This is a genomic window from Alteromonas gracilis (assembly GCF_036870955.2).
Classification (GTDB): domain Bacteria; phylum Pseudomonadota; class Gammaproteobacteria; order Enterobacterales; family Alteromonadaceae; genus Alteromonas; species Alteromonas gracilis_A.
In genome coordinates, this window is record NZ_CP145482.2 from 2,324,026 (window position 1) to 2,350,121 (window position 26,096).

At 44.1% G+C, this 26,096-nt stretch carries 17 protein-coding genes and 3 pseudogenes; 4 read left to right on the plus strand and 16 right to left on the minus strand.

All coding sequences use genetic code 11. From position 1 onward, the window contains the following. Positions 1 to 219 precede the first annotated feature (219 nt). The 11 genes and pseudogenes from V6N89_RS11260 to sdhC form a co-directional block, all read right to left on the minus strand. Positions 220 to 1,713, minus strand: a complete 1,494-nt coding sequence (locus tag V6N89_RS11260) for a tryptophan halogenase family protein (RefSeq protein WP_338520260.1) — start codon at positions 1,711 to 1,713, stop codon at positions 220 to 222. Positions 1,714 to 1,720: 7 nt separating this feature from the next. Further along, complete coding sequence (locus V6N89_RS11265) at positions 1,721 to 3,211, minus strand: tryptophan halogenase family protein (RefSeq protein WP_338520261.1); 1,491 nt, start codon at positions 3,209 to 3,211, stop codon at positions 1,721 to 1,723. A gap of 193 nt (positions 3,212 to 3,404) precedes the next feature. Then, positions 3,405 to 6,273: pseudogene (locus tag V6N89_RS11270) on the minus strand (TonB-dependent receptor). A 329-nt stretch (positions 6,274 to 6,602) separates the two neighbouring features. Beyond that, the gene (gene sucD / locus V6N89_RS11275; RefSeq protein ID WP_346992703.1) at positions 6,603 to 7,475 is read right to left on the minus strand and encodes a succinate--CoA ligase subunit alpha; all 873 of its coding nucleotides are present in this window, start codon (positions 7,473 to 7,475) and stop codon (positions 6,603 to 6,605) included. Next, positions 7,475 to 8,641, minus strand: a complete 1,167-nt coding sequence (gene sucC / locus V6N89_RS11280; protein ID WP_025255208.1) for an ADP-forming succinate--CoA ligase subunit beta — start codon at positions 8,639 to 8,641, stop codon at positions 7,475 to 7,477. Before sucC ends, sucD begins: the two co-directional genes overlap by 1 nt. Positions 8,642 to 8,793: 152 nt before the next feature. Continuing rightward, the gene (gene odhB, locus V6N89_RS11285) at positions 8,794 to 10,299 is read right to left on the minus strand and encodes a 2-oxoglutarate dehydrogenase complex dihydrolipoyllysine-residue succinyltransferase (RefSeq protein WP_346992704.1); all 1,506 of its coding nucleotides are present in this window, start codon (positions 10,297 to 10,299) and stop codon (positions 8,794 to 8,796) included. A 9-nt stretch (positions 10,300 to 10,308) separates the two neighbouring features. Continuing rightward, positions 10,309 to 13,128 carry a 2-oxoglutarate dehydrogenase E1 component gene (gene sucA / locus V6N89_RS11290; protein ID WP_346992705.1) on the minus strand — a complete coding sequence of 940 codons (2,820 nt, stop codon included), beginning with the start codon at positions 13,126 to 13,128 and terminating at the stop codon, positions 10,309 to 10,311. Between the two features lie 176 nt (positions 13,129 to 13,304). Beyond that, positions 13,305 to 14,015, minus strand: a complete 711-nt coding sequence (locus V6N89_RS11295; protein WP_338517622.1) for a succinate dehydrogenase iron-sulfur subunit — start codon at positions 14,013 to 14,015, stop codon at positions 13,305 to 13,307. A gap of 14 nt (positions 14,016 to 14,029) precedes the next feature. Further along, positions 14,030 to 15,802: a succinate dehydrogenase flavoprotein subunit gene (gene sdhA / locus V6N89_RS11300; protein ID WP_346992706.1), complete on the minus strand. Its 1,773-nt coding sequence runs from the start codon at positions 15,800 to 15,802 to the stop codon at positions 14,030 to 14,032. Position 15,803: 1 nt separating this feature from the next. Beyond that, positions 15,804 to 16,151: a succinate dehydrogenase, hydrophobic membrane anchor protein gene (gene sdhD, locus V6N89_RS11305; protein WP_338517623.1), complete on the minus strand. Its 348-nt coding sequence runs from the start codon at positions 16,149 to 16,151 to the stop codon at positions 15,804 to 15,806. Then, positions 16,145 to 16,519, minus strand: coding sequence for a succinate dehydrogenase, cytochrome b556 subunit (sdhC, locus tag V6N89_RS11310; RefSeq protein WP_071814724.1), 375 nt, complete (start codon positions 16,517 to 16,519; stop codon positions 16,145 to 16,147). Before sdhC ends, sdhD begins: the two co-directional genes overlap by 7 nt. A 703-nt stretch (positions 16,520 to 17,222) precedes the next feature. On the opposite strand from sdhC, the gene V6N89_RS11315 reads away from it, so the two are divergent. Both V6N89_RS11315 and V6N89_RS11320 read left to right on the plus strand, forming a co-directional pair. Then, a complete protein-coding gene (locus V6N89_RS11315; RefSeq protein ID WP_346992707.1) occupies positions 17,223 to 18,500 on the plus strand; it encodes a citrate synthase in 1,278 nt (425 codons plus the stop codon). 72 nt (positions 18,501 to 18,572) lie between these two features. After that, positions 18,573 to 19,001 (plus strand): DUF3429 domain-containing protein, encoded by a 429-nt coding sequence (locus V6N89_RS11320; protein WP_338517625.1) that lies wholly within the window; start codon positions 18,573 to 18,575, stop codon positions 18,999 to 19,001. Between the two features lie 123 nt (positions 19,002 to 19,124). Here the strand turns inward: V6N89_RS11320 and V6N89_RS11325 are convergent, their stop codons facing one another. The 5 genes and pseudogenes from V6N89_RS11325 to lhgO form a co-directional block, all read right to left on the minus strand. After that, on the minus strand, positions 19,125 to 20,591 hold the full coding sequence (locus V6N89_RS11325) for a phosphomannomutase CpsG (protein ID WP_338517626.1): 1,467 nt from the start codon (positions 20,589 to 20,591) through the stop codon (positions 19,125 to 19,127). A 106-nt stretch (positions 20,592 to 20,697) separates the two neighbouring features. Then, positions 20,698 to 21,195 (minus strand): GNAT family N-acetyltransferase, encoded by a 498-nt coding sequence (locus tag V6N89_RS11330; RefSeq protein WP_338517627.1) that lies wholly within the window; start codon positions 21,193 to 21,195, stop codon positions 20,698 to 20,700. A 140-nt stretch (positions 21,196 to 21,335) separates the two neighbouring features. Continuing rightward, a pseudogene (locus tag V6N89_RS11335) lies at positions 21,336 to 22,194 on the minus strand (pirin family protein). A 10-nt stretch (positions 22,195 to 22,204) separates the two neighbouring features. Continuing rightward, a pseudogene (locus tag V6N89_RS11340) lies at positions 22,205 to 23,166 on the minus strand (glutathione S-transferase family protein). Between the two features lie 135 nt (positions 23,167 to 23,301). Further along, on the minus strand, positions 23,302 to 24,528 hold the full coding sequence (lhgO, locus tag V6N89_RS11345; RefSeq protein WP_346992708.1) for an L-2-hydroxyglutarate oxidase: 1,227 nt from the start codon (positions 24,526 to 24,528) through the stop codon (positions 23,302 to 23,304). Between the two features lie 245 nt (positions 24,529 to 24,773). Here lhgO and tcdA point away from each other — a divergent pair, with 245 nt between their 5' ends. Next, positions 24,774 to 25,550, plus strand: coding sequence for a tRNA cyclic N6-threonylcarbamoyladenosine(37) synthase TcdA (gene tcdA, locus V6N89_RS11350; protein WP_338517630.1), 777 nt, complete (start codon positions 24,774 to 24,776; stop codon positions 25,548 to 25,550). A 102-nt stretch (positions 25,551 to 25,652) separates the two neighbouring features. Beyond that, positions 25,653 to 26,069 carry a hypothetical protein gene (locus tag V6N89_RS11355; protein WP_338517631.1) on the plus strand — a complete coding sequence of 139 codons (417 nt, stop codon included), beginning with the start codon at positions 25,653 to 25,655 and terminating at the stop codon, positions 26,067 to 26,069. The last annotated feature ends 27 nt before the right edge of the window (positions 26,070 to 26,096 follow it).

The window sequence follows — 26,096 nt, forward strand, 5'->3', positions numbered from 1 at the left end:
ATAATGGGTAGAACTCTATGCAAATAGATGCATAGAGTTAATATATTATACAATACAGAGTTGTATGTGTTGGTTTCTGTTGGTCGAATTCGCTAAAACAACACGTATTGATGCTGGAAAATCACACTCGCCAACCACGTTGCATTTTTCATGTGATGGTTGGGAGTGTTGTGATATCAGAAAATATGGCGAGGGCTATCCTACACCTAAAATTCATGGCTATTGGTATTGTTTTAACACTGCCTGATGGGCTGGGAAATTTAAGGCGCACCCATCGATAAACTGCGACACGTTTTGCTCTTTGTATAGATCTCCCTGCCCTGGTTGGTTGGCGGCTAATGCTGGAAATGCACCATATCCTGCTAATAAACAGTGCCACGACACCGAATCCCAATGCATGCCTATGTCTTGCTTTGCAATTTCTTGAGCGACATCTTCACGGCTAAACCAGCTATTTAACACTCCCATCAACGACGAAGATAGCTTTGTATTATTTCTATTGTCTCGCCAATACTGACTATCGTCTCGCGTGTTTAGTTTATAGTGTGCAACGATGTAATCGCGCACCCGGTCGAAACGCTCTTTTGCAAACGCGTTATAATTGTTTTGCTCTTTATTTGAGAAACTGCCTTTTTCATAAAGGTTTGAGAACTGTTCAATACAAATTTGAACGAGGTGTAGCGCCGTTGCTTCTAAGGGTTCAATAAATCCCTGAGACAATCCCAACGCTAAACAATTCCTGTGCCAGTGCTTTTCAACTTGGCCAACCTTCATTTTAAGGTGTCTAGCTTCTACATCGTCGCTTAGACCTAGAAACGCGCGGAGCTCTGTTTCTGCAGCATCAGGCGAAAGGTGTGACGAACTAAACACGTAGCCGTTACCAGTGCGGCTTTGAAGTGGTATTGTCCAACACCACCCATTCGACAGCGCAGTAGACTGAGTCTCCACTGAAATAACATCTTGCACAGAAGTTGGCAGCACAACCGCAGCATCGTTAAACAAGTTATCGCTATACGAGTTAAACTGGATGCCTAAAGCATCTTGAAGCAGCTTTGAGGAAAACCCAGTACAGTCTATGAAAAAGTCGGCCTCTATTTTATCTACGCTATCTGTAACGAGATAATGAATGTCGCCATTGGGATGTAACGCAACGTTGGAGATATTTGCACTGATGTGTTCTACCCCTCTAGATACCGCAACATCGCGCAAATACCCACCTAAAAGGGCACTATCAAAGTGATAGCCATATTCCATTCTAAATGGAAAGTTTTCTGGTGTTACTGGCGCTTTGTTAAGCTTCGCCAACGCGCCATTTATCAGAAAGTCCTCTCCCAATACATGCGTATCTAACCCTAGTCTACGAGTACGGCAGTTCACCTCGAAGGCACGCTGCGTAAAGGTATCAGTTTGCGAAATAAACGGGTGTCGATAGCTCTTAATACCAGATGCTGGGCTCCAATCATTAAACTGTATACTGACTTTATATGTCGCATTGCATTTTGGCATCCAGTCGCTTTCACGAAGGCCAATCTCATTGAAAAACCGTTTGAGCGTTGGTGTAGAGCCCTCACCTACCCCAATAATACCGATATCTGGTGATTCCACGAGTGTGACTTCAACCTTGTCCTTAGGCCACTTATGAGCAAAATAATTAGCCGCCATCCAGCCCGCTGTGCCGCCCCCGGCAATGACGATGCGTTTAACGTTATTCATTTGCTTATTAACTTCCACAGTATTGCTTTAAGAAGTCATCATGACTGGAAATTTTACCTATGGGCTCATCTTTTATTCGCTTAATGTTTTGCATTAACTCCATTATTTTCTGCTCTGAGAGTGATTTTGCAAGAGGATGGTAGTCTTGTTGGTTAACGCCTTGGCCCATTAATACTTGAAGCCACGAGCTTTCTAAAAAGAGGTCATTTTGCTCTCTAAATAAATTTCCAGACGCTTTGAACAATTCAATTTTATGCGTAAGGCTCTCTGGCACTTCCATCTCTCTTACGTCTTTCCAAAAATGAGAGTCGTTACGTTCGTTAACGTGATAGTGCAAAATGATAAAGTCTCTAATTTGCTCAAACTCAAGTTGAGATTGTTTGTTATATTCATCAACTTGCTTTTGCTTTATGCCGTCGTGTGGGAAGAGATGAATCAACCTTACAACCGCCGATTGAATAAGATGAATACTGGTCGACTCTAACGGCTCTAGGAAACCACTAGAGAGGCCTACGGCAATTACGTTCTTGTTCCACTGTTTACGACGGCGTCCGGTTCTGAACTTTATGAAATTCGGGTCGGCCAGCGGTTTTGTATCTAGATTTGATGAAAGTAATTCGAGTGCTTGGTCATCCGAATAATAATTACTGCTATAAACCAAGCCATTACCGTTTCTATGCTGAAGCGGTATTCTCCATTGCCAACCAGCTGAATGCGCTATCGAGCGAGTATAAGGTAAGGTTTTTTCGAATCGTTCTGAAGGCATAGCAACGGCGCGATCACAAGGCAGCCAATGAGACCAATCCTCGTAACCAGTATTCAAAGTCTGTTGTGTAAGTAGCCCTTTAAACCCAGAACAATCTATAAAGAGGTCGCCGTTAATCACTTGACCATTTTTAAGCGTTACGCTTTGAATAAACCCGTCATCTGAGTGTTGCTGAACACTGGTAATAATACCCTCAGTCCTAACCACTCCCATCTCTTCACATTTTCGACGTAAAAAGCGCGCATAAAGCGATGCGTCGAAATGATATGCATAGGGCATTTCGATAATTGGGTCTGGTGACTTTATATGAGCAAATTTACCTGCTTCACACGCTAGATAGTTGAGATCGTAATCCCATATAGACCCCTTGAGGCCAAGTTCCTGTGCGCGCTTGAAGTAATGATGAAAATGGCAGAACGCATAACTTTTACCAGGTGCACCAAATGTATGAAAATAGCTTTCGCCCTTCACGCGCCAGTTTTCAAACTTTATCGCCAACTTCATGGTGGCGTTTGTCTCTCGCAAAAACTCTTTTTCGTCTAAGCCAAGAACATTATTTAACGTGATTATTGGTGGAATAGTGGCTTCACCTACGCCTACAGTTCCTATATCTTCTGACTCAATAAGATTTACATCAACGCCGTCACCAATAAGACGCTTAATCACTGCGGCCGAAATCCACCCTGCGGTTCCACCGCCCACAATTACTACGTTTTTCACTGCTTTATTCATCATATGCTTGTCATCACCATATAAGCATAGCGCTATTTTTGTCTTGTATTGTTGATAACATGCCACGTGGCGCTGTACAACAAAAAAGCCCCATTACCTTACGCTAATTGGGGCTTCTAATTACTATTTAATGTTTCTACTTCTTAACACAACTTAATGCACCGCCCAGTAAATTAGGCGGTGTCAGTTTAGCTTAGAATGTGTAGTTGAAACCTAGCAGGAAGTTACGACCGTATGTCTCATACTGAGTAATTTGACGACCATCACCTGGGTTAGCCTGAACTGTAGGTTCATCTGTCAGGTTTTGACCCTGAAGGGTAACACGAAGACCTTTAAGTGCTTCAATGCCAGATTCATCAAAGTCATAACCAATCTGCGCGTCAACTTGCTTAACACCCAAATCTTGGATTTGAGCTAGTGAAAGACTGATAGCACGCGTTTCTGTAGCGAATGCATCACGTTTAGTACCTGAAATACGGAACTCAAAGCCATTGCTTTCATAGAAAGCAGTCAGTGAGTAAGTCTCTTCAGACAAACCAGGTACAGCATCACCGTTATCTAGCTGACCATCAAGGAATGTTGCACTTGCAAATACACCGAAGCCTTCTAGCGACTCGTGAATCATATCAAATGGTAAACTACCTTGAAGTTCCCAACCACGAACGAAACCTTCAAGACCGTCTTCACGGAAGCTTACTACACCGTTAAACGTTGTAAGCGGTACGATGTCGTTGGCATCTAGTACACCATCACCATTGATGTCAGTCTGCCCAGAAGTCTGGTGGAAACCTTCGATGTAGGAATCGCTAAAGTCACCTACTGTTTGTCCCGCTACGTGCCAGTTGGTTAGGTCCTTATAGAAGAAGCTAACAGCGAAGTAGCCAGAATCTGCAAAGTAGTTTTCATAAGCTATGTCAAACTGGTTTGCTTCAAGAGGTTTAAGACGCGCATTACCCGAGCTCGCTGACCAAGGGCCATTTGCAATATCGCTAGAGATAATTTGCTGGTCGTTGAACGTAAAGCTTACCGTATTGTTCGGACGCATATCATCCATACGCGGACGGCTAATTACTTTACCTAATGCAGTACGAATAAACTGATTTTCGGCAATTTCAAAGCTTAAGTTTAGTGTTGGAAGTACGTCAGTATATGAATCACCATCAGTGATTGGCGTTACTGCGGTAAAACCAGTAGGTCCAGTTGTTGTATTGAAACCAGAGCCAGTTTGGTCAACATTTACAACTTGTAGGCCAAGGTTACCAAATACTAAAACATCACCAATTTCGGTCTCGATATCTAACTTAGCATAAGCAGTCAGGATATCTTCTTCGATAGTGTAAGAGTCACCAAAACGACCGTTTTCAAATAGCTCTGCAGGCGTCTCAATATAGTAGCCACTTTGATATAAGCCAAGGCCATCGTAAGCAATTACACCGTCAATACCTATAAAGCTTAAATCAGCTGTACCAATTGGATTTGGCACTAGTTCTTGATCAGGCCAAGTAGGTGCAGTTAGGTAAGCACCATTGTTGTCCTTAGTTTTTTCACGCTCTTGATAGTTAACCCCAGCAGTTAGTTTAGTGAAGATACCCCACTCAACAAAACCTTCTAGATCTAGACGAATAGCATCTAGTGACTCATCAAAAATTGGTTCGTTAACGAAACCGTCTTGCGCCGTATCAGGACCAAAACCTTCTACACCTTGGAAGCGCTCAACAGGGCCAAGTGAACCACCCCATGCTTGTGGACCTGCTAGGAAAATCGCATTAGGGTCGCCAAGATCAACAGAACCTAACGTTGGGTGGTCGCTATAAACAGCACCAGTAGACGTCATTGTCCATGCGCGTGGAGTAAGCGGACGGCCATCAATACCAGCACGGCCTACACCCGAATAGCTCTCGATATCCGTAATAGTCTTATCAACTTCGCCTGTTGATATGTCTAATTTTGCTGTCCAATTGTCGTTGATAATATACTCAACATTCAAACCAAACGTAGTAAGCTCTGCTTTTTGTTGACGTGAGTCATTGCGGATTACAGATAAGAATCCGTCATAGTAACCAGAGGTTACAAGACCATCTTCTACACCAGTAATGGTGTACGCACCTGTACCCCACTCTGCACCACCTTCTTCAACACCACGTCGTACATCATTCTCTTCGAAGTCAATGTAGAGCGCGTCGAATTGTAGTTTAAGCTTATCTGAAGGGGCGTACTCGATAACACTAAGCAATTGATGTACGCTCAAGCATAGCTGAACGCGTGAACGAGTCGTGACCACCTAGAATTACTGTACCTTCAGGAACTTCAACGCCTTCTGCAGCATTAGCTGGGTTTGCATTTGCATAGCCCCAACCACGGAAATGTTGAGCCTGACGAGGAGATTCCATGTCAGCGATTGCTAGAGCAACACCTAGTTTGTCATCTGCAAACTGATCAACATAGTTAAACGACAAACGATGACCGTGATTGTCGAAATCAGGGTTTCCAGAATCTTCTTGGTTTTTCTCATAAGAGCCGTTGAATGCAACGGTTTTCTGTGCACTTAGCGGACTAACTGTTTGAATATCAACAGTACCACCAATACCTTGGGTCATAAGACCTGCTTCTGGTGTTTTGTATACAAGAATGTTTGAAACAATTTCTGTTGGATAAAGGTCGAATTCAACGCCTCGGTTATCACCCATACCTAATAGTTCGCGTCCATTAAGGGTAGTACCTACGTAGTTTTCGTTGAAACCACGAACTGAAAGACCACTTGTACGGCCGTTACGGCGTTCACCAGCAAGGCCAGGAAGACGTGCGATTGACTCTGCAATACTTGTATCTGGAAGTTTACCAATGTCTTCAGCAGAAAGTGCTTCTACAATTGAAGTGCTATCCATTTTAATTGCTTGAGCACGTTGCAAGCTTCCACGAATACCACTTACCTGAATGACTTCTAGGTTTTCTTCATCAACTGCTTCAGTATTCGCTTCTTGCGCAAATGCAGGTGCAGATGCCATTGCTACACCGCCTGAAATTAGCGCAGCTTTGATTAGGTTGGGTTTAAATTGTTTCATAAAACGGGTGTCCCATACGGTTATAGTTGTTGTCTTTTTGTTGTTCTTATGACAATTAAATGACAATACATCTCGTCGGGATAATGCTATAGAGGACCGCGGTTTTGCACAATTGCCTGCATACGTATTCAATAAAAATTATGCAACACCCTATTAACATCATATTTTTTTCATTTTATGTAATTTAACAACAAAAAGGCGTGAAAATAAGGTTTGCAGCGGCATACGTTGTAATTTTGTTACACTCAATTCTTGTGGATTGTTAAATAGTAGGCAAAAAAAAACCGCTCATAGGAGCGGTTTTTTAACATCTTGCTTGCTAGCGCTTATTACCAATAGGTAGTTTCGCGTAGTGCTTTACCGATGTCAGCTAGTGAACGTACAGTCTTAACGCCTGCGTCTTCTAGTGCTTTAAATTTCTCATCAGCAGTACCTTTACCGCCTGCGATGATTGCACCAGCGTGACCCATACGCTTACCTGGAGGAGCCGTTACACCCGCGATGTAAGAAACAACCTGCTTAGTTACGTTCGCTTTGATGAACGCAGCCGCTTCTTCTTCTGCAGTGCCGCCGATCTCACCGATCATAACGATAGCTTCTGTTTGCGGGTCGTCTTGGAACATCTGAAGGATGTCGATGAAGTTTGAACCAGGAATTGGGTCGCCACCGATACCAACACAAGTAGACTGGCCGAAACCTTCGTCAGTAGTTTGCTTAACCGCTTCGTACGTAAGCGTACCAGAGCGAGAAACGATACCTACTTTACCAGGTTTGTGAATGTGACCAGGCATGATACCAATTTTACACTCTCCAGGAGTGATAACACCTGGGCAGTTTGGACCAATCATGCGAACGCCTTTTGCTTCTACGTATTCTTTAACGTAAAGCATATCAAGCGTTGGGATTCCTTCAGTGATACATACGATTAGCTCGATACCCGCATCTGCCGCTTCAACAATTGAATCTTTACAGAAAGGTGCTGGTACGTAGATAACTGTTGCAGTTGCGCCAGTTGCTTCTACAGCCTCACGTACAGTATTGAATACTGGAAGACCTAGGTGCTCAGTACCGCCTTTGCCTGGTGTAACACCACCAACCATTTGCGTACCGTAAGCAATTGCTTGTTCAGAGTGGAATGTACCCTGACCGCCAGTGAAACCCTGACAAATTACTTTAGTATCTTTATTAATTAATACAGACATTATTTGCCCTCCGCTGCAGCAACAACTTTCTGTGCTGCATCAGTTAGCGATTCAGCAGCGATGATATCAAGACCAGAGTTCGCTAGAACGTCACGGCCAAGCTCTGCATTGGTACCTTCTAGACGTACAACTACTGGTACTTCTACGCCTACTTCTTTAACCGCACCGATAATACCTTCTGCAATCATGTCACAGCGTACGATACCACCGAAGATGTTAACCAATACCGCTTTAACATTGTCATCAGAAAGGATGATTTTAAATGCTTCAGCTACACGCTCTTTAGTCGCGCCGCCACCAACATCTAGGAAGTTAGCAGGCTTACCGCCGTGTAGGTTTACGATGTCCATAGTACCCATTGCTAGGCCTGCACCGTTAACCATACAACCTACGTTACCGTCTAGTGCAACATAGTTAAGCTCCCACTGAGCCGCGTGTGCTTCACGGGCGTCTTCTTGTGAAGGATCTTGCATATCTTTCAGCTTAGGCTGACGATATAGTGCGTTACCATCGATACCTACTTTTGCGTCAAGGCAGTGTAGGTTACCGTCAGTTTTGATTACTAGCGGGTTAATTTCGATAAGCGCAACGTCAAGCTCTTCAAACATCTTAGCTAGGCCAAGGAAGATTTGAGTAAATTGCTTGATTTGAACGCCAGAAAGACCAAGAGCAAACGCCATTTCGCGTGCCTGGTAAGGCTGAGGACCTACAATTGGGTCGATTTCAGCTTTAAGAATTTTTTCTGGAGTCTCTTCTGCAACAGTTTCAATCTCAACGCCACCTTCAGTAGATGCCATGAATACAACGCGACGGGTTGTACGGTCAACTACTGCACCAAGGTAAAGCTCGTTAGCGATATCTGTGCAAGATTCAACAAGGATTTTGCTCACAGGCTGACCGTTTTCGTCAGTCTGGAAAGTCACCAAATTTTTGCCAAGCCAGTTTTCAGCGAAAGCGCGAATGTCGTCTTTGTTTTTAACTAGCTTTACACCGCCAGCTTTACCGCGACCACCCGCGTGTACCTGACACTTAACTACCCACTCTTCTCCGCCAATTCGGTCAGCGGCTTCTACAGCACCTTGAGCAGTGTCTGCTGCGTATCCTTCAGAAACAGGCAAACCGTATTCTTTGAATAGCTGCTTACCTTGGTATTCATGCAAATTCATGGTGTTTCTATCCGATTTTTAGTAAGACAAAAGCCGCATATGCGACTTGATTATTTAGACTGATATTATAGGGTAAATATCAGCGTTGCGTTAGGCGCTAAGCAAGATAACACAAGCCAAGCGCCCAACCACAATTAAGTGAGACGAAAGTCTTATACGTCTAGTAGTAGACGTGTTGGATCTTCAAGCATCTCTTTAACTGTTACCAAGAACCCAACTGATTCTTTACCATCGATAATACGGTGGTCATAAGAAAGCGCTAGGTACATCATTGGTAGAATTTCTACTTTGCCATTAACTGCCATAGGGCGATCTTGGATTTTGTGCATGCCCAAAATTGCGCTTTGCGGCGGGTTAATGATTGGTGTAGACATTAGTGAACCAAACACACCACCGTTGGTGATTGTAAAGTTACCACCTTGTAGTTCAGCCAGTGACAGTTTACCGTCACGACCTTTAAGTGCTAGTTCCTTAATTCCTTTTTCAACACCTGCCATGCCAAGCGTGTCAGTATCTTTAAGTACTGGCGTTACAAGGCCACGTGGTGTAGAAACGGCAATCGATACGTCGAAGTAATTGTGATAAACAATGTCATCACCGTCAATTGACGCGTTAACTTCTGGGAAGCGCTTAAGTGCTTCAGTAACTGCTTTAACGTAGAACGACATAAAGCCTAAACGAATGCCGTGACGTTTTTCGAAGCTCTCTTGATACTGTTTACGAAGGTCCATGATTGGCTTCATGTTAACTTCATTAAACGTAGTTAGCATGGCCGTAGAGTTCTTCGCTTCAAGAAGACGATTCGCAATAGTCTTACGAAGACGTGTCATTGGAACGCGCTTCTCAGTGCGATTACCCGTTGGCAAGTCTGCCACTGGTGCTTCAGCTGCTGCAGGCGCTGCCTTAGCTGAGCTGTCGCCGCCTTTAAGATATTTTTCTACGTCTTCTTTAGTGATACGGCCATTTTTACCTGTACCTTTCACTTTCGCCGCATCTACGCCTTTTTCAGCAAGTAGACGGCGAACTGAAGGACTTAGTGCATCGCTGCTGTCGTCGCTATCGTCAGCTTCAGCAGATGCAGTTGGCGCTGCTGCGCCGCTCGCTGCGCCTTCAACGAACTTTGCAATTACTTCTTCAGCAGTAACCGTTGCACCTTCTTCTGCAATGATTTCGCTTAGTGAACCATCAGCTGGCGCTACAACTTCAAGAACAACTTTGTCGGTCTCGATATCTACCAAGTTTTGGTCGCGTGATACTGCTTCGCCTACCGCAACGTGCCATGTAGCAATAGTAGCATCAGCAACTGACTCTGGAAGAACAGGTACTTTTACGTCAGAAGCTTTACCAGAAGCCGCAGGTGCAGTAGCCTTTGATTCTTCTTTTGGCTCATCTGATTTAGACGTAGCAGGAGCAGCGGCGCTGCCCTCTTCTAACTTAGCAATGACTTGCTCGCCTAAAACTGTCGCACCCTCATCATTTAGGATTTCACCCATTGTACCGTCCGCTGGCGCCACAACTTCTAAAACCACTTTATCAGTTTCGATATCAACCAGGTTCTGGTCTCGTTTAACTGCGTCATAAGCTTTAACGTGCCAGGTTGCAATGGTGGCATCGGCAACTGACTCAGGTAGAACCGGAACTTTTATCTCAATTGTCATTACTGTTCCTTATTTAATTGTGAGTGCGTCTTCAACCAGCGCTTTTTGTTGCTGGTTGTGAACGGAAACATAACCTACTGCAGGCGACGAGGATGCATCACGGCCCGCATATGTTAATTTTGCACCATCTGGAATTGCTTGCCAGAAGTGGTGTTGGCTACAGTACCAAGCGCCTTGGTTTTGAGGCTCTTCCTGGCACCAAACCCAATCTTTAACGTGGCTGTATTGTGCCACAACTTTAGCGCATTCTTCTTGTGGGAATGGATAAAGTTGCTCTAAACGAATGATTGCAACGTCTGTTTGCTCATTTTTACGGCGCTGATCCAACAAATCGTAGTAAACCTTGCCTGAACACATCACCACGCGCTTAACGTTCTTCGGATCAATATCGTCAATTTCACCGATAACATTGTGGAATTTACCTTCCGCTAATTCTTCCATTGAAGATACAGCAAGCGGATGACGTAACAATGACTTAGGTGACATAACAATAAGAGGTTTACGCATTGGACGCACAACTTGGCGACGAAGCATGTTGTAAACCTGTGCAGGTGTAGAAGGTACACACACTTGCCAGTTGTGGTCAGCACACATTTGAAGGAAACGCTCAAGACGTGCAGAGCTATGCTCTGGACCTTGACCTTCATAACCGTGTGGAAGTAAAACGGTAAGACCACACAGACGGCCCCACTTTGCTTCACCTGAGCTTAAAAATTGGTCGAATACTACTTGGGCACCGTTTGCGAAGTCACCAAACTGAGCTTCCCAAATAGTTAGGCACGTTGGCTCTGCCGTTGCGAAACCGTATTCAAACGCCATAACCGCTTCTTCTGAAAGCACAGAGTCGTAAATTTCAATTTCACCCTGCCCGTCGCGAATGTGCTGAAGCGGCATATAAGTAGAAGCATCTTTTTGGTTATGCAAAACAGCGTGACGGTGGAAGAAGGTACCACGGCCAGAGTCTTGACCTGTAATACGAATATCTTCATAGGCGTCAACAATAGTGGCATAGGCTAAGTTTTCTGCCATACCCCAATCGAGCAGCTTCTCTCCAGCAACCATCGCTTTACGGTCTTGGTAAAGCTTGTTAACGCGCGATTGAAGCTTGTGCTCTTCTGGAATGGTCGTAATAGACTCGCCTAGCGCTTTAAGTTTTTCAACTGACAGCGAACCATCATATGGCGTATCCCAATCGTGACCAAGATACGGAGACCAGTCTACACTGTGCTCAGTCATTGGACGCCACTCTTCCACAACGCATGCCCCATGATCGAGAGCAGCACGATATTCTTCAATATAACGGTCAGCATCACGCTGTTCTATGACGCCTTCCGCGATAAGCTGGTCTGCATAGATAGCGCGAGGTACTGGGTGTTTTTTAATTTTTTGATACATCAACGGCTGAGTTGCATTTGGCTCATCAGCTTCGTTGTGGCCATGACGGCGGTAACACACTAAATCGATTACCACATCTTTCTTGAACTTATTGCGATATTCAAGCGCAAGCTGAGTTACGAATGCAACTGCTTCTGGGTCGTCTGAGTTAACATGGAAAATAGGTGCCTGCACCATTTTCGCAATGTCAGTACAGTATTGCGTTGAGCGCGTATCTTCTGTCTTCGACGTTGTAAAACCAACTTGGTTGTTAACCACAATACGTACGGTACCACCCACAGCAAAGCCGCGAGTTTGTGACATATTGAAGGTTTCTTGTACCACGCCTTGACCAGCGATTGCCGAGTCACCGTGAATGGTGATTGGCAACACGGTATTAGTGTCGTTATTGCGTCGTGCTAGACGCGCGCGAACTGATCCCATCACCACTGGGTTGACTATTTCAAGGTGAGAAGGGTTAAACGCTAGCGCTAAGTGAACGTTGCCGCCTGGCGTCGCGAAATCTGACGAGAAGCCTGCATGGTATTTCACGTCACCCGCGCCTAGCGAGTCGTCGTGCTTACCGGAGAACTCATCAAATAACACTGATGGGTTTTTACCAAGAACGTTAACTAGCACGTTCAAACGGCCGCGGTGAGCCATACCGATAACTACTTCTTTCGTACCCGCGGTACCGGCTTTGGTAATCAAACCCTTAAGCATTGGAATTAGCGCGTCACCACCTTCTAGTGAGAAACGCTTTGCACCCGGGAACTTAGAACCCAAGTACTTTTCCATGCCATCAGCAGCAGTCAATCCTTTCAAGATGCTAAGTTTCTCATCTCGTGCAATTTCAGGTTTTGCCTGTACTGATTCTATTTTTTGTTGTAACCAACGCTTTTGGTCAGTGTCGGTGATGTGCATGTACTCAGCACCGATAGAACCGCAATAAGTGCGATTAAGCGACTTAAACAACTCACCTAAAGACATAGAGTCTTTACCGATGGCATAAGAACCAACGTTAAATACTGAATCAAAATCTTGTTCAGAAAGATTATGGTGAGAAAGCTCAATATCGCGAACGCGTTCTTGCTTCCATAACCCTAGCGGGTCAAGGTTAGCGTTCTGATGACCGCGAAAACGAAAAGCATTGATTAACTGGAGAACTTTAACTTGCCTGTCATCTGAGACATTTGCTGAAGGCACAGATGGACTAGACATACGGGCAGTAGGCCCTAACGCAGCAAGTTGCCTAAATTGATTTTTAATTGCTGTATGATTGGTTTCTAACTCTACGCCATCGACTTTGGGGAGGTTATCGAAGATTTGTCGCCAAGTTTCAGAGACACTTTGAGGGTCTTCTAAATATGCTTCATACAACTCTTCAACATAGGCAGCGTTGGCACCTGCCATGTGCGAGGAATCCCACCACGCTTTCATCACGCTTTCTTGCATTTAATTTGCCTTGCTACGTTTTATAAAATCTAGTTAACAATCAAGATGTATTATAAGGTTATTCTCAGCATAACCAAGTGTTATAACTGCGAATATATAAAAAAATAGCCATCCTATTGGGATGGCTATTTAGAGTATCGCTATCTGTAACTAGAAGAAGTTATCAGAATATAGTACTAAACAGCCCGTTGTAAAAGCATTGACTTAATTTGGCCAATCGCTTTTGTTGGGTTCAAGCCCTTAGGACAAACACTTACACAGTTCATGATACCGTGACAGCGGAATACGCTGAACGCATCATCAAGGTCGTTAAGACGCTCTTCTGTCGCAGTGTCACGGCTATCGATTAGGAAGCGATAGGCGTGAAGTAGACCCGCAGGACCAATGAACTTGTCCGGGTTCCACCAGAACGACGGACATGATGTAGAACAACACGCACACAGAATACACTCGTACAGACCGTCTAGCTTCGCGCGCTCTTCAGGAGACTGGAGGTGCTCGCGTGCTGGCGGCTGTTTGCTGTCGTTGATTAAGAATGGCTTAATCTTCTCGTACTGTGTATAGAACTGTGTCATATCTACTACAAGGTCACGCACTACTGGCAAACCTGGAAGTGGACGTACAACAATTTTACCCTTACCTAGCGCTGACAGCGGAGTGATACATGCTAGGCCGTTTTTACCATTCATGTTCACACCGTCTGAACCACACACACCTTCACGGCACGAACGACGGAAAGAAAGCGTCGGATCCTGCTCTTTAAGTGCTAGTAGGGCGTCGAGTACCATCATGTCTTGACCTTCCTCTAATTCTAGAGTGTAGTCCTGCATGCGAGGCTTCGCGTCTACTTCGGGGTTGTAACGATAAATCGAAAAAGTTAATTGCATGATCGTTGCCTCTCTTAATATGAACGCACTTTAGGTGGGAATGCTTCCCTAAGCTTAGGCGCCATATTTACTTCACGTTTAAGCATTTTATCAGTGTTCGGATCGTAGATGCTGTGGCATAACCAGTTCTCATCGTCACGATCTGGGAAGTCGAAGCGGCTGTGTGCGCCACGGCTTTCCGTTCTGAAGTTCGCTGCTACTGCTGTGCTGTACGCGGTTTCCATAAGGTTATCTAGCTCTAGACACTCAATACGCTGGGTATTGAAGTCTGCGCTCTTGTCGTCAAGACGTGCATGGCTAAGTCGCTCGCGAATTTCGCCAAGTTCCTTAAGACCATCCGCCATGGCTTCACCTTCACGGAATACTGAGAAGTTAAGCTGCATGCATTTCTGCAAGTCTTTCTTAATTTGTACTGGGTCTTCGCCCTTACCTTTCTCTGAATTTTCCCAACGATTGAAACGCGTCATTGAAGCTTCAAGATCAGACTCTGATGCGTCACGTGTTGGTGCCATTTCAGACAATGTCTTACCAAGGTGTAAACCAGTCGCACGACCGAATACAACAAGGTCAAGTAGTGAGTTACCGCCAAGACGGTTCGCACCGTGTACCGATACACACGCAATCTCACCACAAGCGAATAGACCGTTAACAACCTTGTCATTACCGTTCTCATCAACAGTTAGACATTGGCCGTCAACATTTGTAGGAATACCACCCATCATATAGTGACAAGTAGGAATTACTGGAATTGGCTCTTTCACTGGGTCAACGTGTGCAAATGTACGTGAAAGCTCAAGGATGCCCGGAAGACGCGATTCAAGTACGTCTTTACCAAGGTGGTCAAGCTTAAGCTTAATATGAGTACCCCATGGGCCTTCACAACCACGTCCTTCACGGATTTCTGTCATCATTGAACGTGCAACAACGTCACGACCTGCTAGGTCTTTCGCGTTAGGTGCATAGCGCTCCATGAAACGCTCGCCGTCTTTATTTAGAAGGTAACCACCTTCACCACGACAACCCTCTGTTACCAAGGTACCTGCGTAAGCAATACCCGTTGGGTGAAACTGCCACATTTCCATATCTTGAACCGCAACGCCCGCACGTAGCGCCATACCAACACCATCACCAGTGTTAATGTGTGCGTTTGTTGTTGACGCGTAAATACGACCCGCACCACCTGTTGCTAAAACAACAGCACGTGATTTGAAGTAAACTACCTCGCCAGTCTCGATGTCGATTGCAGTACAACCTACAACGTCACCATCTTGGTTTTTCACTAGGTCTAGCGCATACCATTCAGAAAACACTTTCGTTTTGTTCTTTACGTTTTGCTGGTAAAGAAGGTGTAGCAGTGCGTGACCTGTACGGTCAGCAGCTGCTGCCGTACGAGCGCCCTGCTCGCCGCCAAAGTTTTTCGATTGGCCGCCGAAAGGACGTTGATAAATTTTACCGTTTTCGAAGCGAGAGAAAGGAAGACCCATGTTTTCCATTTCAATGATCGCCTCAGGACCGGTTTTACACATATATTCGATAGCGTCTTGGTCACCGATATAATCAGAACCCTTTACGGTATCGTACATGTGCCATTCCCAGTTATCTTCGTGTGAATTACCTAGCGCAACGGTAATGCCACCCTGTGCAGACACAGTGTGAGAACGGGTTGGAAATACTTTAGACAGTAGTGCACATGATTTTCCAGATTCTGAAATCTGAAGTGCAGCGCGCATACCTGCACCACCAGCACCAATTACTACTGCATCAAACTCGTGAACGGGTAAACTCATCTTACACTCCCCACAATACGAATAGGCCAACAGCAACGTAGCCGAACGCGATGATATTTAAAATATATTGTAGTACTGCACGTAAACCAGACGCTTTTACGTAGTCTGTTAGTACCTGCCATAGGCCGATACGTACGTGGATCATCACTGCTACAAGTGCTGCCAATGTGAAAACTTTCATAGCTAGGCCAGAGAACAACCCTCGCCATTCAATAAACGTTATGTTATCGGTGGTGATAAAGAACCACGCCATGAAAACCGAGTACGCGAAAATAATTGCTGCGGTAGCGCGTAGTGAAACGTAATCTTGAACGCCATCGCGCTTTATGCTTGCTTGGTTGGTTACCATAATGCAACTCCCAATACTACGGTCAGTACAACCCAAAGTGCGATTACTGCTTTTGCACTTGTGTTGCCCGACTCTAATTCTTCCCAGTGACCTAAATCCATAACAACGTGTCTTAGGCCGCCTAGAATGTGATATGTCAGCGCTGAAGCTGTGCCAATTGCGACAAATTTTCCAAGGAAACCGTCCATGATTGCTTGAACGTTCGCGAAACCTTCAGGTGAATGAACAGAAACTGCCCATGCCCAAATAACAAAAAGTAGCGCGAAGAACATAGCAACACCGGTTACACGGTGGAGAATTGACGAAATAGCAGAAGGCGGAAATTTAATAGTATTGAGTTCTAAATTTACTGGTCTTTGCTTTTTCACAATGTATGCCTGTTTAATCCGTAGGGGATAATGAATTTCTTACCTTTATTATGTCCTGGGTAAGTGAATTCGATTCTTAACCTGTTAATTGCCTCATCCATTGAGTTGTTAACAATTTGTGAATTATTCTTTAATGCTTATAACAGAATAATTATTCCATATTCAAAGCACCGCTGAGTATATCCAGCGTAGTATATAATTACAATTTTTTGTGCCGTAGTAAGACTTTAGTCTCAGAATTCACATTTTGTAATTACTTTCCCTAAAAAGAGATCAAAATTGCCTACAACTTACGTATTCGACTGTGTAAACAGTGGTGTGAAGTTTACCAGCACGTACTAACAATAACTACGCGTATGCATCAGAAATTAACGACTTTTAATCTGTATGGGTAATTATTCCACATCAAAAGGTTACTTTTTAAACTGAGGTGCTAATATATTTATCGATCGGTGGTTTACCTTTGTTAAAAAGCCATTGATAATTGCACCGTATCGGGCGAAGTGAATTCCAAACGCGTTAAGAAATCGTTATCCGATTGCTAATTATTTTTTTGAGCAATTCGGAATATTTATTGTGCATATATGCAATTAAATTGACTTGTTAGTGCATAATAAAGTACAAATACGCCCACTTTTCCCAACGAAGCGGATATTTTCATCCGTTTTCGCTGCAAACAGAACCATTCTGAGGAGAGCATTATATGGCAGATCAGAAAGCCATTCTTAAAGCTGACGGTAAGGAAATCGAGCTTCCTATCTTGTCTGGCACCGAAGGACAAGATGTAATTGACGTTCGTACGCTTGGTCAACACGGCTATTTCACGTACGACCCAGGTTTTATGGCGACTGGATCTTGCGAGTCAGCGATCACGTATATCGATGGAGCACAAGGTGTGTTATTGCACCGTGGGTTTCCTATCGAAGAACTTGCTCGCGACGCAGACTACCTAGAAGTGTGTCACATGCTTCTTCACGGCGACGCTCCATCAAAAGAGCAATACGCTGAGTTTAAAGACACTATTACTCGTCACACCATGGTACATGAGCAAATTAACATGTTCTTCCATGGCTTCCGCAACGACGCACACCCTATGGCGATGCTTTGCGGAACTGTTGGCGCGATGTCTTCGTTCTATCACAGTGATTTAGATGTTTCGAATGAAGAACAACGTATTCGCAGCGCACACCGCCTAATTGCGAAAATGCCTACGCTTGTGGCTATGTGCTACAAGTACAATATTGGTCAACCGTTCGTTTACCCGCGTAACGATTTGAGCTATGCAGCTAACTTCCTGAATATGATGTTCTCTGTACCTGCAGAAGAGTACCAAATCAGCCCGGCTGTTGAGCGCGCTATGGACCGTATCTTTACGCTTCACGCCGACCACGAGCAAAATGCATCAACGTCTACAGTACGTCTAGCAGGCTCTTCAGGTGCTAACCCTTATGCGTGTATCGCAGCAGGTGTAGCATCACTTTGGGGCCCAGCACACGGTGGTGCAAACGAAGCATGTCTAAATATGCTTGAAGAAATCGGCACAGTTGACCGTATTCCTGAGTTTATTGCACGCGCTAAAGATAAGAGCGACCCATTCCGTCTTATGGGCTTCGGTCACCGCGTTTACAAAAACCACGATCCACGTGCTACCGTAATGCGCGAAAGCTGCCATGAAGTGCTTAGCGAACTAAACGTTAAAGATCCACTTCTTGAAGTTGCAATGGAACTTGAAAAAATCGCGTTAAGCGACCCGTACTTTGCAGAGAAGAAGCTGTTCCCGAACGTTGACTTCTACTCTGGTATCGTACTTAAAGCAATTGGTATTCCTACCAACATGTTTACGTGTATCTTCGCCCTGTCTCGTACAGTAGGCTGGATTTCACACTGGCATGAAATGATGAGCGATCCTAAACAAAAAATTGGTCGTCCTCGTCAACTTTACACTGGTCACAACCAGCGTAAGTACAGCCCAATCAAGTAATACTGAACTTAGTATTACTATCGACAGTAAAAATAGCGCCTTGCAGGCGCTATTTTTGTTTAAGGAGTATCAATGCCCTATTCAGCCGTTTTATTAGGATTAGCTGGTTTAATTCCTTTTATTGCCATGCCAATAGCACTTCAATTTAATCTATTATCGACAACACAGAGCGCGTCATACTTTATTCAGTATTCAGCGGTATTGCTTTCATTTTTTGGTGGCGTACACTGGTGGGACGCTGTGAGCAATCAGCGGTATGGTAAACAAATGTATATCGCCATGTTACCAACCATTATAGGTTGGGTGTGTTTGGTATTCTCTTACGACATTAAGGCACTTGGCCTTCTATCTGTGTCATACGTAGCCATACTTGTGTACGACAAGTTCACGTTGGTGCTGCCAAAAGAACAAATTGTCAGCTACATCAGCCTGCGAATGGCACTGACTACTGTAGTTGTTGTTACTCACGCTTGGATGATATGGCTTTTATCAGGCAACTAATAGTTACGCATAACCAAATGTAAACTTTGTTAACCTTCGTTAAGAGTACTTAATATAAACGGGTGAAACAAAAACGGGCCAATTGGCCCGCTTTTTATTTATGGTGTTACCTTGAGCCCTAAATTATGCTCTTATCAATGCAAGCAATTCTTCTGTCTTTTGTTTCATCAGTGGGATATCTCCCTTCGATTCAACATTAAGACGAATAACGGGTTCAGTGTTTGACTTACGAAGGTTAAACCTCCATGTGCCAAACTCTAATCCAAGTCCATCGGTTTCATCAACCACCTCTGCAAAGGGCTTATACTTTTCAGTTACCCGCTTCAACGCCGCATCGGCGTCTTCTAGTAAACTATTTATCTCACCTGAAGAAGGAAAGGCCTCTATGCGCGCCTTTACCATATCAGCAAGTGGCTGCTTTTTAACGCATAACAACTCGGCGATAAGTAGCCACGGGATCATACCTGAATCGCAATAGGCGAAGTCTCGGAAATAATGATGTGCACTCATTTCGCCGCCGTAAACCGCATCTTCTTTACGCATACGCTCCTTGATAAACGCATGTCCTGTTTTTGACTTAATCGGCGTACCGCCAGCGTTTTCCACAATTGCTTCAGTATTCCAGTACACGCGAGGGTCGTAGATAATTTTACTGTCGCGGCTCTTTTCAATAAATGCTTCAGCGAGAAGACCTACAATGTAATACCCTTCAATAAATTGACCATCTGCATCAAACAAGAAACAACGGTCGAAATCACCATCCCATGCTATACCAAAATCAGCGCCTGACGATTTTACGGCCTCTGCTGTATCTGCACGATTCTCAGGCAATAACGGATTAGGAATACCATTTGGAAATGTACCGTCAGCGTTGTGATGCACTTTGATAAATTCAATTGCCACGCCTTTATCTTTCAAGCCTTGCTCAATAGCATCTAATGCCGGACCTGCCGCGCCGTTACCAGCATTTACGACGACTTTAAGCGGAGCGCTATTCTTGAAATTATCCAAATTAACATAAGACAACATGTGCGACACATAATCGTCCATGCATGTTGTAGGCTGATATTTTTTGGTTTCGTTCAACTTTGCAATGTCAACGTGCGCTTTACCATTAAAAAATGCTTCAGCATCAATCACGCAACCATCAGTGTAAAAACCTAGTCGCTCGCTCACGTCTTTCTCGTCTAATGACTCAGCAGCGTCTTTGATTGCATTTAGGCCAGTATCACCGCTAATGGGAACAGAATCGGCCTTAACGAGTTTCATTCCATTGTAGTCGATTGGATTGTGGCTAGCGGTAACTTCAATGCCACCGTCAACACCTAAGTGTTTAGTCGCAAAATATATTTCCTCTGTGCCTGCCATACCGATGTCGAGTACATCAGCACCAGCATCGATTAGCCCTGCGCTCAAGGCAAGCTTCAATGGCGTGGACGTTAATCTAACATCGCTGCCAACAACGACAGTTTTAGCCGAAAGCGTTTTGGCGTACGCGAAACCTATGCGATAGGCCACTTCTTCAGTGAGTTGGGTATTGAGTTTGCCTCGGATGTCATAAGCTTTAAAGCACGTAATTGCAGTTGCCATTAGGTTCCTTGTTCCCTAAATAAATACATAAACAGTCGATTAAACGTCGTGTTTCGACACTTTGCTTCTATTAAATCACTTGGCTGTAGTAATTACTAATGCAAATTTAGTTCAGGTATTTGTGATACAGAATACTATTGCGACGCTGATGGGCATGATAATGCTTTTTTAAGTAACAAAGTTGCGCAGAGAAGCCACTATTCAAAAGTACTCTTTCTGACGCACTATTATTATCCATCACCTCGGCAATCAGTCTTTTTATCTTCATGCTTTTTGCTTCAAAACAGAGGTGCGAGACGCACAGAGACGCTACGCCCCTTCCCGTTGCGTGCATAGCTACCCTATAGCCAATCTCAGCCTTTTGCTTGATGATATTCTTAAGATTAGCCCTAGCAATAATCTGGTGACCATCAAACAACAATAAACTATGCGCGCGGCCACGTTGAGCATGATGATCTAGTTCGGTTATGTGAGAAGCTAAGCCTTCAAGAGAATAAAACGCATCCTCTCTAGGCGCGATATACTGTTCAAAGTAATGCTTGTTGTCCTCTTCGAATTCTAACAGAGGGATGACATAATTTAGGTTTACACGCTCAAAATGCATAATTGAAGACACCAGTTGTGTAATGCTCGTTAGATTATCACGACTGATTATCTCTACACTATAAGCGTGTTAGAGCAAGCGAGCCTTAATACAGCCTAGTTCGCTTTAATTTTGTAACTTTCATTGGTCAAATAGATAGACTAGGCACTTGCTAGACTTCCATTTTGATAATCGTTAAACGCCTGCATAATTTCTGCCTGAGTATTCATAACAAAGGGACCGTATTGCACGACAGGCTCGTTAATTGGCTTACCTGACACCATAATGAACTTAGTTTCGCTCTCTGTGGCTAGGTGTACTTTATCTCCCTTTTGCGTCAATACGCCTAGCTCCCCCTCAGTCAAAGCATGTGTTTCGTTACTCTCTAGTAGTGTGACGTCACCCTGATATACATAAATAAATGCACTATCCGTTGCAGATATAGGCAAGCTGACTTCTCCTGCAGCTAACGAGACATCAACAAAAGTAGGCGCGACTGCGGTTGTTTTAACTGGACCTGTAGCACCAGCCACAACGCCCGCCAATACTTTCACCATTGCGTCGCCTACGGCAACGCTTGGCACACTGCTTGGGGAGATATCTTGATAATTAGGATCAGACATTTTCTCTGAAGCAGGTAAATTAACCCAAAGCTGAAAGCCCTTCAGTAAGCCTTCTTGTTGCTCTGGCATTTCTTCATGAATAATGCCCTTGCCTGCGTTCATCCACTGTATACCGCCCGCTTCAATAACACCTTCGTTACCTACAGAGTCTTTATGCCTCATTCTACCTAGCGAGCATATATGTCACGGTCTGAAAACCTCTGTGCGGATGTGATGGAAACCCAGCTATGTACTCGCCTGGTTTGTCTGACCCAAAAAAGTCCAACATTAAGAAAGGGTCTAGCCTAGGCATAGTAGGCTGACCAATAATTCTTGTTAATGAGACCCCCGCCCCATCACTGGTTTTAATGCCCTTAATTCGCTTTAGAAGCGACCTGCTGTTGCTTGTATTGCTCATAGGTATGCCTCTAATACTGTCTATCTCTACCATGAGGCGAAAATAAATCTTGTTTAGGCCCAAGCGGAACTACCTGCGTTGGGTTAATCATAGTGTGACTGTAATAATAGTGTCGTTTTATATGATCAAAGTTAACAGTCTCAGCAATACCCTCTATCTGATATAGCTCTTTCATGTATCCAAATATATTTGGGTAGTCTGCAATTTGCTTGAGATTACACTTGAAATGGCCATGATAAACAGGGTCAAAGCGAATTAACGTGGTAAATAAGCGCCAGTCAGCCTCGGTAATGACATCGCCCACTAAGAAACGTTGACGGCTTAATCTCTCTTCTAAAACATCTAATGCATTAAACAGCGCAATAACCGCTTCTTCATAAGCGTCTTGTGTTGTAGCAAAACCTGATTTATATACACCATTGTTAACGTTGTGATAAACCATGTCATTAATGGTATCAATTTCTTGCCTTAGCGCCTCAGGATAGTAATCGTCACTATTTCCCGTGAGTGAATTGAATCTATTGTTAAATATGCGAATAATTTCAGCAGATTCATTGTTAACAATGGTTTCTGTCTTTTTATCCCACAGGATGGGTACAGTTACACGCGTTGTGATGTCCGACTTGGCTTTTGTATAGAGTTGATGAGCAAAGTCAAATCCATAGAGTGCATCACCTGTTGCTCCAGGATAGGTATCGAATTCCCACCCTTTATCGAGCATATCAGGAGAAACCACTGAGATGTCTATGTGCTTTTCTAGACCTTTTAATTTTCTAAAAATAAGCGCTCGGTGAGCCCACGGGCACGCTAACGAAACATATAAGTGATATCGACCATACTCTGGTGTAAATTCAGCGCCTTCCTCGCTTGAGATGTCAGATCTAAATTGAGAAGCTTGTCGCTGAAACTTCCCCCACTTTTACTCGTGTCGTACCACTTATCCTGCCATTTTCCGTCGACTAGTAAGCCCATGTCCTACGCTCCTCTCATTTCATCACTAAGTTGTGATTATTAAAGCATGTATCTAATAGAACGTATGTTGCTTAAATACGGATTTATTATTCTAAAAAAACTGTAAATAAAAGCGTTTAGTTGAGTTTTAGCTGTTTAGGCCATTTCCTTAATTATGGCTCTTGCTATAGGCATGGCACTGGTTGCGGCCGGAGATGGCGCATTGCCAACGTGAAGCACGCGTTCTGTTTTAACAAATTTAAAATCATGTAAGAGTTTTCCACTATCGGAGACAGCTTGTGCACGAATTCCAGGCTTAGAGTAGTCGCTAAAGTGCTCAACACAAACCGCTGGGCAGTAGCGCTTTACCAACTCAGCGTAATACCTTTTACTAAACGATGACGTTAATTCTGAAGCAACGCTACTTTTGTATTGCCACAATAGCTTGTACAACCCACCGTAGCTAAGCGTTCGGTAAATTTCTGATAGAGCCGGAAAGTTTGAATAGGCCTCGCGGCCTAAAGCCAAAGCTGCGTTTGGGCCGACAGTCGTGTAACCCCCTATCATTTTGGTTAGATGGACACCAAGGAAAGGCATAGCAGGATCTGGGACTGGATAAATCAGGCGCTTGCTTACATTGTTAAATTGCTCACTTAGGCGATGGTAGACGCCTTTAAAGGGCATAATTTTAAAGTCTGGTGTCAATCCCTGTGATCGAATAAGTGTGTCAGCGTAAGCACCTGCGCAGCAAATAAGTTGGTCACAATGAATATCGATTTCTTCTTGACCATCGTTGCTTCCTGTCGAATTTTGCAACACGGCAATAGACACTTCGTTGTGTTTTTCTTCTATGCTTTTGACAACGCAATTAAAGAGCATATCGACACGCTTCGTGTCATGAGCAAGGTTGATAAAACTTCGGCAAATTTGTGAATAATCGGTAATCCCGGTCATTTTTACCCAAATCGCTTCCTTGCCGACTATGTTAGGCTCCATGGATGATAACCTTTCACCACTAACCTTTGTGGGCTGTAACCCGTTTTCTTTACAATTTTGATAAAGCGTTTCTAATCGCTCTAGTTCATTGTCATTAGTAGCAACGATGAGCTTTCCACACTGCTCAAACGGAAGGTTGTAGGTTTTACACCAAGAAAGTGTATCGTGAAGGCCTTCAATACAGTATTGCGATTTCAGGGAATGTGGTGGGTAGTAAACTCCTGCATGAATTACCCCAGAGTTTCGTCCAGTCTGATGTAGCGCGCTTTGAGACTCTTTCTCTATTAACAATACCGTTTTCTGTGGGTAAGTTTCGACGTATTGATGAAGTGTTGCGGCGCCGATGATGCCAGCACCAACAATGACAGCATCATAATGTTTAGACATACAGTTCCCTCTATACAAAATAGGCTTAAGAGGCTATCAATTTTCTTAGTTTCGCTGTTCTACGCATTAGGAGGACTAAACTGCTATCCAACCTAGCCATTACCTTACTGTAGATGCAGTAAAAGCGACACCAGTAAGACTTGCATTATTGAAAATTTTTGCGATCATGCGCGGCGAAAATACACATTTAGACTTTGTACCATAAGGTCTCTCATAAACCATGAAAAGAGTCGAGAAAAGATAAGATGTCAGAAGATCCCCGTCTAGGTGGCATCGTACGTTTGTACGGTGAAGAACAAACCAACAATTTAGCGAACAGTCACGTTGCGATTGCTGGAATCGGTGGTGTAGGCAGTTGGACAGCAGAAGCGCTTGCTCGCTCTGGTGTTGGAACCATTACGCTAATCGACTTAGACGATGTCTGCATTACAAACACCAATCGACAAATTCACGCACTTGCTGACACCATAGGTGAAGCAAAAGTTGAGGCCATTGCAAAGCGTATCGCTTTGATTAACCCTAATTGCAAGGTGCACTGCATAGAAGACTTTGTGACGCCCGACAACGTCTCAGAGCTTTTTACCGATGCACATAATTGTGTTGTCGACGCTACAGATAGCATACGCGCAAAAGCGGCCATGATAGCGCACTGTAAACGCAATAAAATACCTATTGTGACGGTAGGAGGCGCTGGAGGCCAAATTGATCCCACGCAGGTAACCCGTGGTGATTTAGCGAAAACGACGCAAGATCCATTAGCCGCTAAATTACGAAGCGAGCTTAGGCGCAATTATAATTTTAGTAAAAACCCGAAACGCCGTTTTGGTGTTGAGTGCATTTATTCTACAGAACAATTGCGTTATCCACAGCCCGATGGTTCAGTCTGTTACAACAAATCTGCGATGGAAGGCGGCACGCGTCTTGATTGCGCAGGAGGGTTCGGCGCCGTGGTTACGGTTACTGCTACATTTGGCATGTTTGCTGCCGCTAGCGTAATAAATCGAATAACTGGACAAAAATAGACATTAGCCGATAACTTTCGCACAATAAGATAACAAATTGTAATGGCATCACTTTTACAGTGCGCTTTACGCATTACAGCCAACGGTGAAAAGGAAAATAACATGACACCTGAAGAGCTTAACAAACTCATGTCTGATTGTGCTAATGATGCAGCAGTGGCTGCGTCGACTGAGTTTAATATTGAGCTAGACAACTCGCCGTCTAGTATACGCCTTGTTGATGACATCTTGCTGAGTTTTATCGACAAATATCACGACCAGGCCCTTGAGGATGAAGCGGTATTTACTATTTGTAATGTCTTCGGCGCATACGTTGGTGAAGTACTAAAAGCACAAATTGGTGGTGACTGGGTCTACGACCAATCTAACCCTGATGCACCTTCGGTATTTTTAAAAATTGGTGAGAATACGTATGCATTTGCAGGAATTTGCTATGAACGACTGGTCAACGATAGTCAAATTAGCGTTTTCGCCTACTACGAACAAGCATTAAATAATCACAAATTTCTGCAACACTAGCCTGTCTTTAAGGCGCGTTAACCTTTG